This window comes from Pseudomonas sp. NIBRBAC000502773 (assembly GCF_006517195.1).
Lineage (GTDB): Bacteria > Pseudomonadota > Gammaproteobacteria > Pseudomonadales > Pseudomonadaceae > Aquipseudomonas > Aquipseudomonas marginalis.
This window is the reverse complement of the sequence record NZ_CP041189.1, coordinates 4,044,484-4,058,516: the sequence shown is the minus strand read 5'-3', so window position 1 is coordinate 4,058,516 and position 14,033 is coordinate 4,044,484. Positions and strand designations below refer to the sequence as shown.

The following is a 14,033-nucleotide window of genomic DNA, read 5'->3' as shown; positions in this document are numbered from 1 at the left end:
TAGTCAGAGGGAACCGAGGGGTGAACTATATATCAGCGCCGGCCAAGCCGATGTGGCGCTGGTCACATTGACCGACGGAGGGTGAGTTGGTTCTCAACGGTCTCAAGTCCCAGCCAAATCCCACAGGCATAGGGCTCCATTCCACATTGGCCCTGTTGCGCTGCCAATGGGCGGTTACAATGCCGCTCCCCCAAGGAGCTTGCATGTCCACCTTACTGACCGACTGGCGCGACCGCCCTACCCATCGCCGCGTATGGGCTTTGGCTGCGCCGATGATCCTGTCGAACATTTCGGTGCCGCTGGTGGCGTTGGTCGACAGCATGGTCATCGGCCACCTGCCCCACGCCCACCAACTGGGCGCCGTGGCCGTCGGAGCCAGCTTGTATACCTTCCTCGCCTGGGCCATGGGTTTTCTGCGCATGGGTTCCACCGGTTTCGCCGCCCAGGCCGCCGGGCGCAAGGATGGTGCGGCACTGCGACAGATCCTGCTGCAAGGCTTGCTGCTGGCGCTGGGGCTGGCGATGGTGCTGGGCACCGTCGGCATCCCCCTGAGCCATCTGGCCCTGGAATGGATGCAACCGTCCCCCGAACTCAACCAATTGACCCGTGAATTCTTCCACACCCGCCTGTTCGGCCTGCCCGCTGCGCTGGCCAGCTACGCGCTGGTGGGCTGGTTCCTCGGCACGCAAAACGCCCGGGCGCCATTGGCAATCCTGTTGACCACCAACCTGGTCAACATCGCCCTGAACCTGTGGTTTGTACTGGGCCTGGACTGGGGCGTGGTCGGCTCGGCCCGCGCATCGGTGATTGCCGAATGGACCGGCGCCCTGCTTGGCCTTGCCCTCACGCAAAAAGCCCTGCGCGCCTACCCCGGGCATATTGCCTGGGCCGCGTTGAAACGGTGGCAAAGCTGGCGCCCGTTGCTGGCGGTGAACCGCGACATCTTTATCCGCAGCCTGGCGCTGCAGTCGGTGTTTTTCATGATCACGGTGCAAGGCGCACGCCTGGGCGATGCCACCGTGGCGGCCAATGCTCTATTGCTCAATGGCTTGTTGCTGACCGCTCACGCGCTGGACGGCCTGGCCCACGCGGTCGAAGCCTTGTGCGGACACGCCATCGGCGCCCATGACCGCGCCGCGCTGCGCCGTTCGCTGGTGGTCGCCGGCGGTTGGTCGCTGATCGCCAGTGTGGGGTTTGCCCTGCTGTTCACCCTCGCCGGTCACCTGTTTATTGCCATGCAGACCGATATCCCCAGCGTGCGCGAAACCGCCGATCTCTACCTGCGGTACCTGGCGGTACTGCCGTTGATCGCGGTCTGGAGTTATCTATTGGATGGGTTGTTTATCGGCGCTACGCGCGCCAAGGAGATGCGCAATGGCATGTTGCTGACGGTGCTGATGGTGCTGCCCTTTGCCTGGGCACTGCAAGGCCTGGGCAACCATGGGCTGTGGATGACGTTCCTGCTGTTCATGGCCTTGCGCAGCCTGACCCTGGGGGTCATTGCCTGGCGGCTCAAGCAGCGGGGGGAGTGGTTCGGTACCCGTGCCGACTGAACCTACCTGTTAGTTCTGACAGGTTACAGACCGACATTCCGGGCGTTGAATGGCCATGGGTAAAACCCATCCCATAGATTCAAGGAGAGTCGGATATGAACATCACGAAAGCACTGTGGATCGCTACGGCTTGCACACTGACGAGCATCGCGGGATGCACCAATGGGCAAGGGCCGACCAACATCCAGGGCACACTGCAGGTCACGAACAGCAGCCGGTCCAATATGACGGTGATCCAAGGGGCCGATATACACAGCCTTCGTCCAGACAACGGTATTGAGCTGCCAATTAATACCCAAAGAGTCACGGTGACGCCGACCAACAGTAATGCTGACAGGATTGACCGGGTTGAGCTTGAGTTCAACCCGGGTCAATGCCCCTACAGTCTGTGCCTCAGGGCGCGCTGAACCGCCCACCGATACGACCCGCGAGAAACCCCGCGCGTCGTTCAACCCAGCATCAGGACGACAGGTATGACGAACGCGTCAGGCCCAGACGCAAGGCGTCGAGGAACTGCGTACGCTCACTGGCACTGATCTTCGCGCTGGCGCACTTGTCACGGTAGTGAGTCATCAACTCCTCCGGCGACAAGTGCACATAGCGCAGCATGTCTTCGATGGTGTCGTGGGTCTCGATACCGGCGCTGTACACCGAACCGTCTTCGCGCTGGTAGATGTTCACCGAGTCGGTGTCACCGAACAGGTTGTGCATGTCGCCGAGGATTTCCTGGTAGGCGCCGACCAGGAAGATGCCCAGCAGGTAGTCCTCGCCTTCGTTCAAGGCGTGCACCGGCAGGCTGGTCTCGATGCTCTGCTCGTCGACGTACTGCTTGATCTTGCCGTCGGAGTCGCAGGTCAGGTCTTGCAGCACGGCGCGGCGCAGCGGCTCTTCGTCGAGACGGTGCAGCGGCAGGATCGGCAGTACCTGGCCGATGGCCCAGGTATCCGGCAGGCTCTGGAACACCGAGAAGTTGCAGATGTACTTGTCGGCCAGCTTGTCGTTGAGTTCGTCCAGCACCTGGCGATGCGAGCGCTGGCGGGCTTTCAACGAGTTGTGCAGGCGGCGGCACACGGCGAAGTAGCACTGTTCGGCCAGGGCTTTCTCGGCCAGGGTCAGTTTGCCGTCGGCGTACTGGGTGGCCACATCGCTCATGTAGTGAGTGGCGCGCCAGTAGGTTTCGGTGACCATTTCGATATCGGTCGGACCGAGCAGGTCCACCAGCCATTGCACGGTTTCGGGCAGGCTTTCCTTGTTTTCGATGACCGGGATTTCGTCGTTATGCTTCTCGACGTCGGTGACCTGCACCACCAGCATGGCGTGGTGGGCGGTCAGGGAGCGGCCGCTTTCGGAGAAGATATTCGGGTGCGGCAGGCTCTGGGCGTCGCAGAATTCCTTGAGCATGCCCACGACCACACCGGCGTAGTCGTCCATGTCGTAGTTGATCGAGCTGGCGTTACGCGAGTGGGTACCGTCGTAGTCCACGCCCAGGCCGCCGCCCACGTCGATGTGGTCCACCGGCAGGCCGAGGTTGCGCAGTTCGCCGTAGTAACGAATGGCTTCCTTGAACCCATGCTGGTAGTCGGCCAGGTTGGCGATCTGCGAACCCATGTGGAAGTGCAGCAGACGGATGCCCTGGTCCAGGCCCGCCGCGCGGAAGCGCTCGACCACCGACAGCAGCTGCGCCGCCGACAACCCGAACTTGGACTTCTCGCCACCCGTATCCGCCCACTTGCTCGACGCCAGGGACGACAGGCGCACGCGCAGGCCCACCTGTGGCTTGACCTTGAGGCTGGCGGCCTCTTCGATCACCAGTTCAACCTCGGATTCTTTCTCGATCACGATAAATACGTTGTGGCCGAGCTTCTGGCCCATCAGCGCCAGGCGGATGAACTCGCGGTCCTTGTAACCGTTGCAGACGATGGTGCCGCCCTTCGGCGCCAGGGCCAGCACGGCCAGCAGCTCAGGCTTGGAGCCGGCTTCGAGGCCGATGGAAACGTTCTGGGTGGCGATGATGTTCTCGATCACCGCTTCCTGCTGGTTCACCTTGATCGGGTACAGCGCGGTGTACTTGCTCTGGTATTCCAGGCGCTCGATGTTGGCGTCGAAAGCGCCGGTCAGCTGGCGTACACGGTCTTGCAGGATGTCGGGAAAGCGCACCAGCAGCGGCAGGGAAAGGCCGCTCTTGCGCAGCTCGTCCACTTGCTCGTAAAGGTCGACGGGTGTGCTGTTCGGGCCGTTCGGACGGACTTCAACGCGACCGGCATCATTGATCGCGAAATACCCGGCCCCCCAATGGCGAATCCCGTAAACACTGCGGCTGTCCGCAACTGTCCATTGGCTGCCATCGTCTTTGCGTGTGCGTCGTACGGACATCGAAGTCCCCTATAAATGAAGGCGAAGGCGCCGCCTCGCGTTCGAGGCTGGCGCAGTCTAAAGAATGAAAATGACGATTTGCCTGTAAGCAAGGTAGACCCCACTCGCAGGACAGAGTTTAGACACAGGTTGGGAAGAGGCTTTCAGCCGCCGGACTTCTTGGCCTTGTAACCCAGCCTGATCAGCTCGGCCAACAGCAGTTCGACGTGATCGCCCTGGATCTCGATGACACCGTCTTTCAACGCGCCACCGGTGCCACAGCGCTTTTTCAGCGTGGTGGCCAGTGCCTTGAGCGGCTCTTCGGCCAACGGCACGCCGGTGATGGTGGTCACCGTCTTGCCGCCACGGCCTTTGCTTTCGCGGCGCACGCGGGCAATACCGTCGCCTTCGGGGATCAGGGTCTGTTTGCAGGTACACGAATCCACGGGCTGACGACAGTCCGGGCAGTGTCGACCTGCGTCGGTGGAAAATACCAGGCCGCCGAGGGCGGCGAAGGATGCGGCTTTTTTGGCCACCGGCAATCCTCTCGGGAGGACAAAGACTGATCGGCCTCCGCTAAGGGACGACCGACCGCGAAGCCCCACTCAGGCAGGGGCAGCGCTACCGAGCCGCCAAGGCGGTTCGGGTGAAAAGTCGCGCAGTGTAACGGCAAAAAGCCCACTTGCTAAGAGCCAAATGGCGCCAATTTATGCAGCTTTAGCGACGTGAGGCCAGATAGCGCCGCAAGCCCTCCTGGGCGTCCGGGCAGTAAGGCTTGTGCTCGGCTTCCCGCAGGACCGTTTCCACGGGCAAAAAGCGCGCTTCCATGACTTCTTCAGGCTGCAGGCGCAATGGCCCATCCCAGGTCGCCGAGTAGGATTTGCACCAGAGCCGGCTGTCGCCATCCTCAAAGTAGAAATGGTCATGCTCGGTCAGTTCCACCCCGCCAACACCCAGTTCCTCTTCCAACTCGCGGGCTGCCGATAACGCGTAGGATTCGCCCGCCGCGACCATCCCGCCCGCCGCCGTATCCCAGAACCCCGGGTACAGGGCCTTGCTCAGGGTGCGCCGATGCACGCACAGCTCACCCTTGGAATTGAACAGGAAGATAAAGGTGCAACGGCCGATCAGGCCGCGCTGGCGCAAATCGGACCTGACGAGGTGGCCGAGCAGGTTGTCCCGCTCGTCGACCCAGCAGATCAGTTCGGCATCAGAGGCCGCACGGTGCGCGGCCTCGTTTTGAGCTGCGTCCATCATCAACCTTGGTTGAGCAGTTGACGCAAATCGATCACCGCCGCGTTGGCCCGGGAAATGTAATTGGCCATAACCAGCGAATGGTTAGCCAACACGCCGAAACCGCTGCCGTTGAGGATCATCGGGCTCCAGACAGGCTCTTGCGAAGCCTCCAGCTCACGAATGATCTGGCGCACGCTGACGGTGGCGTTTTTCTTGGCCAGCACGTCGGCAAAGTCGACTTCGATGGCACGCAACAGGTGGGACAGCGCCCAGGCCTGGCCACGGGCCTCATAGAACACGTTATCGATCTGCATCCATGGGGTTTCCACCACTTCTTCGTCGACCTGCGGCACTTCACCCGGCGCCAGGGCCTCGGTTTTCAGTGCGGTGTTCAATTTGACCCGACCCACGCTGGCCGACAGGCGTTGCGACAGCGAGCCCAGGCGAGTGGCCACATCGCCCAGCCAGTTGTTCAGGTTGTCGGCGCGGGCATAGAACAAGGCGCCACGCTGGTTCGGGTCGGACAGGCGCGCTTCATAGCGGCTCAGGGAGTTGATGCCTTCCTGGTACTCCGACTCACTGGACGGCAGCACCCAGCTCTTGTTGTCGAAGTTGAAGCGCGGCTCGGCCTTGGCCAAGTCGGCGTCTTCGGCCGACTGCGACTGGGAGCGGGCGAAGTCTTTACGCAGGGCGCGGGTCAGGTCGCGCACCTGCACCAGCACGCCGTATTCCCAGCTGGGCATGTTGTCCATCCACAGGCCCGGCGGGAAACGGTCGTTGGAAATATAGCCACCGGGCTTGTTCAGCAACGTGCCGACCACGGTCTTGAGGGTTTCGACGGTGGTATAGCCCACCACCATCTGCTTGCCTTCCTTCTCGGCGGCAAGCTGCGCATTCTGCTGGACCGGGAACAGCGCCGGCTCTTCGCTCCAGTACCAGCCCAGGGCGCCGGTGACCAACAGATACAGGCCGAGCACGCTGAGCACGGCTCGGCTCATCAGCAGAGTACGAAAATAGCTGCGGTTGGCCGACTTGGGCTCAGGGGCAGGGCCTTTGGCACTGCCCGCACGGTTTTTCCAGTCCAGCATGGCGATATCCTTTCAATCACTTGAGTTCATGCACTTGAATTGAGGGCGTGCGTTCAAACACTCCGACCACAACCCTACCCCATCGTGCCCGCCCATGCGGGGCTTTTCAGCAAACGTGCATACGGCAAGCATTCGACTATAAAGGATGCACGCTTTTTAAGCTGCGCGACCGTCAGGTCACCAACTGAATATCAGGGACACACAGTTAATTGACATATGACACTCATCCCATTGAAAAGAGGTGCTAGCATAGAGCCATCAGTTCGACCTCAGCATGCACCCTCACTAGTAGTCAGGATATGACCGAGCCAGAAGACCCCAGCCGTGAGCGTCTCAAGCAGCATTTTGCCCAGCGGGTAATTCATCAGGCACGTCAAATTCTTGAGATCTGGCAGCGCCTGCAACGCAGCGAATGGTCAGGCGCCGACCTCTCCGAACTCAGCGAGGCCAACCTGCGCCTGCAGCGCTTCGCCGAGCGTTTCGAACAGCCCGAGCACGGCCAGCTGGCCCGGCACATCGGCGAATCGCTCAAGGCCGTGGACGAAAACCGCGGGCGCCTGAGCAGCCAGTTGATCACCGAGCTCAACCGCTTGATGCAGCGCCTGTCCCGCACCGGCCTGCGCCAGGGCGACCAACTGGAACAAACCTTCCTGCCGCCGATGCGCAAGCCGATCTACGTGATGCTGGCCGATCACGACCGCGCCGAGCGCCTGGCCAAGCAGCTGGAATTCTTTGGCATGAGCGCCCAGTCCCTGGACAGCGTCGCGGCGTTTCGCGCGTCCATGGCCGAGCGCCTGCCGTCGGCGATCGTGATGGACGTGGACTTCTGCGGCACCGGCCTGGGCCTCGAGCTCGCCGCCGAAGCCCAGGAAGGCCTGGAGCATAAGCTGCCGCTGTTGTTTTTCAGCCTGCACGAAACCGACACCCCCACTCGCCTCGCCGCCGTGCGCGCCGGCGGCCAGGAATTCCTCACCGGCACGCTGGAAGCCTCCAGCCTGCTGGAAAAGATCGAAGTGCTGACCTGCGTCGCCCAGTACGAACCGTACAAAGTGCTGATCATCGACGACTCGCGCGCCCAGGCGCTGCACACAGAGCGGCTGCTCAACAGTGCCGGCATCGTCACCCGCACCTTGATCGAGCCGATCCAGGCCATGGCCGAGCTGGCAGACTTCCAGCCCGACCTGATCATTCTCGACATGTACATGCCGGCCTGTACCGGCACCGAACTGGCCAAGGTGATTCGCCACAACGACCGTTATGTCAGCGTGCCGATCATCTACCTGTCGGCCGAAGACGACCTGGACAAGCAACTGGACGCCATGAGCGAAGGCGGCGACGACTTCCTCACCAAACCGATCAAGCCGCGCCACCTGATCACCACGGTGCGCAACCGCGCCGCCCGTGCGCGCAACCTCAAGGCGCGGATGGTGCGCGACAGCCTGACCGGGTTGTACAACCACACCCATATCCTGCAACTGCTCGAAGACTGCAGCTTCCGCGCGCGCCGCGAGAACAAGCCGTTGAGCTTTGCCATGCTCGACATCGATCACTTCAAGCGGGTCAATGACAGCCATGGCCACCCCATGGGCGACCGCGTGATCAAGAGCCTGGCGCTGTTTCTCAAGCAACGCCTGCGCAAGACCGATTACATCGGCCGCTACGGCGGTGAAGAATTCGCCATCGTGATGCCCGACACCGACCTGGACTCGGCCTGCAAGGTGCTGGATGAGATTCGTGGGCGCTTTGCCGAGATTCACTACCCGGCGCAACCGCAGGATTTGTGGTGCACCTTCAGCGCTGGGGTGGTGGAGCTGTGTGACGGCTCCGACAGCCTGATGATGGCCGCCCAGGCCGACGAGGCGCTGTACCGCGCCAAGGATGCCGGGCGTAACCGCGTGCAAGCGGCGCGCACGTCAAAGCAAAGTGCCACCTTTTCACCAGAATCCACTGATTCCGTCATAACGCTGTAATGAAAACGCAATAACTTCAGGCACTTACCTTTTGCTGTCGGTTGATACCCCGCATGCGCCTGAAGCTGCTGACCAATCTCAATACCCTCCTGCTGGTGGCCGTGTGCCTGGCACTTGGAGCGACGCTGTGGTGGTCGCAACGGGCGCTGGAACGGCCTTATTTGCTGATGGAACGCTACCTCGGCCTGTCACAGGCCTTCCAGAACCAGGCCGCACGCAATATCGACGACTACCTGGGCAGCGGTGATGCATTGCGCTTGAGCAGCGCCAGCCAGAGCCTGGAAAGCCTGTTGCAGCACCTGGATGAACTGCCCGCCGACCTCGCGCAGAACCTGCGCCCCAGCCTCGCGGACCTGGATGCCTTCAGCAAGACCGACCTGCTGGCGGCCGGTAAGTTGGCAGGTGACCCACAGGCCCTGTTGCTGCAGGCCGAGCGGGAGCTGGGCGCCAACCTGGAGCAGTTGAGCCAATACGCCATGGGCGTCAACAGCCCCGAAGCCGCGCGCTACCTGCCGCCGCTGCTGGCAGCCTCACAGCACCTGGGCAAGCTGTCCCTGGCCCGCGACAAACTGGTGAGCAGCGGCCGCGCGGAACTGGCGGACGATGTGGAACGCGAAGTCGGCAATATGCGCAGCCAGGCCGACCTGCTGGAGCAACTGCCATTACTCGGGATAAAGGCTAGCGCAGAATCCAACACCGATGACTTTTCGGCCTTGATGGGCCTGGAAAACAGCGCAAAAACCGAAGCCCAGGACACCGGCGTCGACCTCAAGCGCGAACTCAACGGCCTGCTGGCCCGCTACCCCGCCGAACTCCAGCGCACCCGTACGCAGATCCAGCAGCGTGCCGACCTGGCCGCCGCCACCCACTTGAAAATCGCCGCCGTTCAGCAGGCCATCGCCGGCCTCGAGCCGGTGGTGCGCGCGCAACACGGCAAGATCCAGGGCGAAGTGCGCCTGATGCAAGGCGTGATGATCGGCCTGATTCTGCTGATCGCCCTGCTGATCGACACCCTGCAACGGCGCCTGGCGCGGGTGCTGACCAACCTGGCACCAGCCTTGTCGACCTGGGGCGAGGGCAACTTCAGCCAACCGATCACCTTGGGCAAGACCAACCGCGAACTGCGCGACATCGAAGCGTCCCTCAACCGTCTACGCGCCTACCTGGTGGATCTGGTGGGTACCATCCGTGGCAATGCCGAAGAAGTGGCCGGCAGCAGCCGCGCCCTGGCCGAACTGAGCAGTGGCCTGCACGACGGCGCCGAACGCCAGGCCGGGGATACCGCGCAGATTCGTGACTCCCTGGGCGAACTGGAAGCCACCATCCAGCAAGTCGCCGGTGATGCCAGCCAGGCGGCCGGCGCCAGCCGCAGCGCGGGCCAGGCGGTTGAGCAAGGCCAGCGCGTGATCGGCCTGAGCCTGACCGGCCTGCACGCGCTGGTGGGTGAAGTGCAGCAAAATGCGCAGATGATCGAGAAACTTGCCGAGGAGTCCGCCACCATTGGCGGCGTATTGACCGTGATTCGCTCGATTGCCGACCAAACCAACCTGCTGGCGCTCAACGCCGCCATCGAAGCCGCACGCGCCGGTGAGGCCGGGCGCGGCTTTGCCGTGGTCGCCGACGAAGTGCGCACCCTGGCCCAACGTACCGCTGGCGCCACCGCCGAGATCCAGGGCTTGATCACCGGCCTGCAAACCGCCGCGCACCAATCGGTGCAGGGCATGCGCGCCCAGGTCGAACACGCCGAAGCCACCGCCCAGCAAGCCCAGGCGGCGGATGGCGCGCTGGATGAAATCGTCGGCGCGATCCAGACCATTTCCGCCACCGCCGTGCGGATTGCCGATGTAACGGCGCAGCAGAGTGGCGCCGTGAGTGAGATTCGCGATAACAGCGAGCGGATTCATCAGTTGGGTGAGGATAATTTGCTGCGCATCGGCCAGGGCCGCAGCCAGGGTGAGCATTTGCTGGTGCTGGGTGGGCAGCTCAATACGGCAGTGCAGGCGTTCCGTGTCTGACACGCCCGATGAAGATCCAAAATCAAATGAAGATCAAAATGTGGGAGGGGGCTTGCCCCCGATAGCGGTGGATCAGTTACAGATGTCGATACTGACACACTGCAATCGGGAGCAAGCCCCCTCCCACATTTGATCTCCACAGTATTCAAGGGCGTATTACCAATGACCGGATCCCAGCCCCCAGTCATAAATTTTGCGCAATCCTCGCTAATCGTGCCGCCTACTGCATAGAACTGGACAGTCACAAAGGCTTTGCGGCATAGTCGCCGGGTTCTGCCTTGCCCACATCAATAACAAGGAACAGCCGATGGCGACCTTACTGGTTCTTCACGGACCCAACCTGAACCTGCTCGGCACCCGTGAACCGGGCGTCTACGGGGCAGTGACCCTCGATCAGATCAACCTGGATCTGGAGCGACGGGCACGTGAAGCCGGCCACCATTTGCTCTACCTGCAAAGCAATGCCGAGTATGAATTGATTGATCGCATCCATGCCGCCCGTAGCGAAGGCGTGGACTTTATCCTGATCAATCCCGCCGCTTTTACGCACACAAGCGTTGCATTACGTGACGCGCTGCTGGCGGTGAGCATCCCATTCATCGAAGTGCATTTATCGAACGTGCACAAACGCGAACCTTTCCGCCATCACTCTTACTTCTCCGACGTTGCGGTAGGAGTGATCTGCGGCCTTGGCGCCAGCGGTTACCGACTGGCCCTGGAGGCCGCCCTGGAACAGCTTGAACAACCGGCCAAGCGCCCCTGACCGACCCTTGGGAGTTGATGATTCATGGATATCCGTAAAGTTAAGAAACTGATCGAACTGCTGGAAGAATCCGGTATCGACGAGCTGGAAATCAAGGAAGGCGAAGAGTCCGTACGGATCAGCCGCCACAGCAAGACCCCGGCCCAACAGTTCTACGCACCCCAGATGCAAGCACCGGCTCCAGCTGCTGCTCCGGCCGCCGCCGCGCCTGCCGCTGCCGCTGCACCTGCCGCACCGGCTGCCCCAGCGCTGAACGGTTTCGTGGTCAAGTCGCCAATGGTCGGTACGTTCTACCGCACCCCGGCACCGACCTCGCCAGCCTTCGTTGAAGTGGGCAAGACCGTGAAAGTGGGCGACACCATCTGCATCGTTGAAGCGATGAAGATGATGAACCACATCACGGCCGAAAAAGCCGGTGTCATCGAATCCATCCTGGTAGAAAACGGTCAGCCGGTTGAGTACGACCAGCCGCTGTTCACCATCGTTTGAACCGCGGAGCGCCTTCGATGTTGAAACCTGCGAAGAAACTGCAAAAAGTCCTGATCGCCAACCGCGGCGAGATCGCGCTGCGTATCCTGCGCGCCTGTAAGGAAGAGGGCATCAAGACCGTCGCTGTTTACTCGACGGCCGATACCGAATTGATGCACGTGAAACTGGCGGACGAGAGCATCTGCATCGGCCCGCCACTGGCCACGAACTCGTACCTGAAAGTCTCGAACATCATCGCCGCCGCTGAAGTGACCGGCGCTGATGGCATCCACCCAGGCTACGGCTTCCTCGCGGAAAACGCCGATTTCGCCGAACAGGTGGAAAAATCCGGGTTTGCCTTCATCGGCCCGAAAGCCGAAACCATTCGCCTGATGGGCGACAAGGTCTCGGCCAAGGACGCCATGATCGCCGCCGGCGTGCCCACCGTTCCTGGCTCCGACGGCCCACTGCCTGAAGACGAGGAAACCGCACTGCGCATTGGTCGCGAAGTCGGCTACCCGGTGATCATCAAGGCCGCCGGTGGCGGTGGTGGTCGCGGCATGCGCGTGGTGCATAAGGAAGAAGAGCTGATCGAAGCCGCCAAGCAGACTCGCTCCGAAGCGGCTGCCTGGTTCGGCAACCCGATGGTCTACCTGGAGAAGTACCTGACCAACCCACGTCACGTGGAAGTGCAGGTACTGTCCGACGGCCAGGGCCACGCCATCCATCTGGGCGACCGCGATTGCTCGCTGCAACGTCGTCACCAGAAGGTGTTGGAAGAAGCCCCGGCACCGGGCCTGGATGAAAAAGCGCGTCAGGAAGTCCTGGCTCGCTGCGTCAAGGCGTGCATCGACATCAACTACCGTGGCGCCGGTACCTTCGAGTTCCTCTACGAGAACGGCCGTTTCTACTTCATCGAGATGAACACTCGTGTGCAGGTAGAGCACCCGGTGTCGGAGATGGTCACCGGTATCGACATCGTCAAGGAGATGCTCAGCATCGCCGCCGGCAACGTGCTGTCCTTCACCCAGGACGACGTGAAGCTCCACGGCCACTCCCTGGAGTGCCGGATCAACGCCGAAGACCCGAAGACCTTTATCCCAAGCCCTGGCCTGGTCAAGCATTTCCACGCGCCCGGCGGCAACGGCGTACGTGTGGATTCGCACCTGTACAGCGGCTACAAGGTTCCGTCCAACTACGACTCGCTGATCGGCAAGCTGATCACCTGGGGCGCGACCCGCGACGAGGCCATGGCCCGTATGCGCAATGCCCTGGACGAAATCGTGGTCGACGGTATCAAGACCAACATCCCGCTGCACCGGGACCTGGTTCGTGATGAAGGCTTCTGCGAAGGTGGTGTGAACATTCACTACCTGGAACACAAGCTGGCCAACCAGTAAGTGCTCCACCCAACAAAGCCGCCTTCGGGCGGCTTTGTTGTTTCTGCACACCTGTTTTCCAGGATGCACACAGTCCAAATGTGGGAGATTCTATGTTGCAGGACAACCCTGCAACGGCCGATTCGGTTGGTATTCGCTCTGGTTTTTCATCAGGGCGAACGCCACCCGTGCGAGTTTTCGGGCAAGAATTACCAAGGCCTGAGTCTTCTTGAATCCTCTGGCCAGGTACCCTTCATAAAATGGTTTCCAGGTCGCTGAACGACAGGCAGCCATGGCCGAGTTGTGGGCCAGACGCCGTATTTCCGGATCCCCTTTCTTGGTCAGACTGCGACTCCCCGTCTTTTTTCCCGAGTCATCGACCCTCAAGTCCATGCCCAAAAAAGCGATGAAGGCATTGCTATCCTTAAACTCGCCACGCAAAAAAGCCGTCGCAAATCCGGTTGCCGTCAGTACTCCGACGCCTTCAATGGCCTTGCAACGCTCAATATTTTCGGCGACTCCAGCCTCTTTGCTCAGGTCGCGCAGCTTTTTTTGAATGGCCAAATCCGAGTGCTTAAACGTCTCCATCAGACATTTCAGCTCCTCTTCCAGGCGCGGCTCATCGGCCCAGCTCTGAGCCAGACTGACGCGCGCCTTGATCAGTGCTGCCCGTCGATGAAGCAGACTTTGCAGGGCCTTGTAAGCCTTGGGTGGCGGGCTCCAAGCGCGTAATCCACCCTGTTCATGCGCCAGGTACCGAGCTAGAAGACGAGCATCGCACGGATCATTTTTAGCTCGTTGGCCGACACCGCGACGGTAATGACTCAAGCGATAACCGTCCACGACGTAGACCTGATGACCCAACTCATGGGCCAACTCAACCGTGTCCAAGTGGTAAATATTGGTGGCCTCGACGGCAATGCCACTTTGGGCGGGCAGCGTCTTGAGCCAGCGTTTGAGTGCTGTTCGATTATTGGGGATGGCTTGTGTGGTTTGCAGATCGGCACGATAGACGAGCACCTCAGCCTTGGCCACATCAACACCCACGACCGTTTGCGAAGTAAGGATTGTCATGACGAATCCTCGGAGCTAGGGTTTAAGAGCTTGTTGGGGTCTACCGTTGCGCTGACTTGTCTCTATCGTCGGCCTTGCCGATGAATTCCTTATTGGCGCTTTTGGGTAGAAGGGGTGGGACGAAGTCTCCCACGG

General features: G+C 61.2%; 12 protein-coding genes. 7 read left to right on the top strand and 5 right to left on the bottom strand.

All coding sequences use genetic code 11. The features are described 5' to 3' along the window. Positions 1–203: 203 nt before the first annotated feature. A complete protein-coding gene (locus tag NIBR502773_RS18605; protein ID WP_141156644.1) occupies positions 204–1,553 on the top strand; it encodes an MATE family efflux transporter in 1,350 nt (449 codons plus the stop codon). Between the two features lie 95 nt (positions 1,554–1,648). Continuing rightward, positions 1,649–1,960 (top strand): hypothetical protein, encoded by a 312-nt coding sequence (locus tag NIBR502773_RS18600; protein WP_141156643.1) that lies wholly within the window; start codon positions 1,649–1,651, stop codon positions 1,958–1,960. Between the two features lie 52 nt (positions 1,961–2,012). Here the strand turns inward: NIBR502773_RS18600 and speA are convergent, their stop codons facing one another. The 4 genes from speA to NIBR502773_RS18580 all read right to left on the bottom strand — a co-directional run bounded on the left by speA (position 2,013) and on the right by NIBR502773_RS18580 (position 6,139). Then, entirely contained in the window at positions 2,013–3,926 is a 1,914-nt protein-coding gene (gene speA, locus NIBR502773_RS18595; RefSeq protein WP_027607991.1) for an arginine decarboxylase, read from the bottom strand. Between the two features lie 143 nt (positions 3,927–4,069). Continuing rightward, entirely contained in the window at positions 4,070–4,441 is a 372-nt protein-coding gene (locus tag NIBR502773_RS18590) for a translation initiation factor Sui1 (protein ID WP_027607992.1), read from the bottom strand. A 181-nt stretch (positions 4,442–4,622) separates the two neighbouring features. Beyond that, the gene (locus NIBR502773_RS18585; RefSeq protein ID WP_141156642.1) at positions 4,623–5,159 is read right to left on the bottom strand and encodes an NUDIX hydrolase; all 537 of its coding nucleotides are present in this window, start codon (positions 5,157–5,159) and stop codon (positions 4,623–4,625) included. Positions 5,160–5,161: 2 nt separating this feature from the next. Beyond that, on the bottom strand, positions 5,162–6,139 hold the full coding sequence (locus NIBR502773_RS18580) for a DUF2333 family protein (protein WP_370468598.1): 978 nt from the start codon (positions 6,137–6,139) through the stop codon (positions 5,162–5,164). A 389-nt stretch (positions 6,140–6,528) separates the two neighbouring features. Here NIBR502773_RS18580 and NIBR502773_RS18575 point away from each other — a divergent pair, with 389 nt between their 5' ends. From NIBR502773_RS18575 to accC, 5 genes are all read left to right on the top strand, one after another. Continuing rightward, positions 6,529–8,199, top strand: coding sequence for a PleD family two-component system response regulator (locus tag NIBR502773_RS18575; protein WP_141156641.1), 1,671 nt, complete (start codon positions 6,529–6,531; stop codon positions 8,197–8,199). 53 nt (positions 8,200–8,252) lie between these two features. Then, positions 8,253–10,214, top strand: a complete 1,962-nt coding sequence (locus NIBR502773_RS18570) for a methyl-accepting chemotaxis protein (RefSeq protein WP_141156640.1) — start codon at positions 8,253–8,255, stop codon at positions 10,212–10,214. Positions 10,215–10,521: 307 nt separating this feature from the next. Further along, on the top strand, positions 10,522–10,977 hold the full coding sequence (gene aroQ, locus NIBR502773_RS18565) for a type II 3-dehydroquinate dehydratase (RefSeq protein WP_065940938.1): 456 nt from the start codon (positions 10,522–10,524) through the stop codon (positions 10,975–10,977). Between the two features lie 24 nt (positions 10,978–11,001). After that, positions 11,002–11,466 carry an acetyl-CoA carboxylase biotin carboxyl carrier protein gene (gene accB, locus NIBR502773_RS18560; protein ID WP_065940937.1) on the top strand — a complete coding sequence of 155 codons (465 nt, stop codon included), beginning with the start codon at positions 11,002–11,004 and terminating at the stop codon, positions 11,464–11,466. A gap of 17 nt (positions 11,467–11,483) precedes the next feature. Then, positions 11,484–12,845 (top strand): acetyl-CoA carboxylase biotin carboxylase subunit, encoded by a 1,362-nt coding sequence (gene accC, locus NIBR502773_RS18555; RefSeq protein WP_115486352.1) that lies wholly within the window; start codon positions 11,484–11,486, stop codon positions 12,843–12,845. 90 nt (positions 12,846–12,935) lie between these two features. Here the strand turns inward: accC and NIBR502773_RS18550 are convergent, their stop codons facing one another. Continuing rightward, positions 12,936–13,898, bottom strand: coding sequence for a transposase (locus NIBR502773_RS18550; protein WP_141155450.1), 963 nt, complete (start codon positions 13,896–13,898; stop codon positions 12,936–12,938). Between the last annotated feature and the right edge of the window lie 135 nt (positions 13,899–14,033).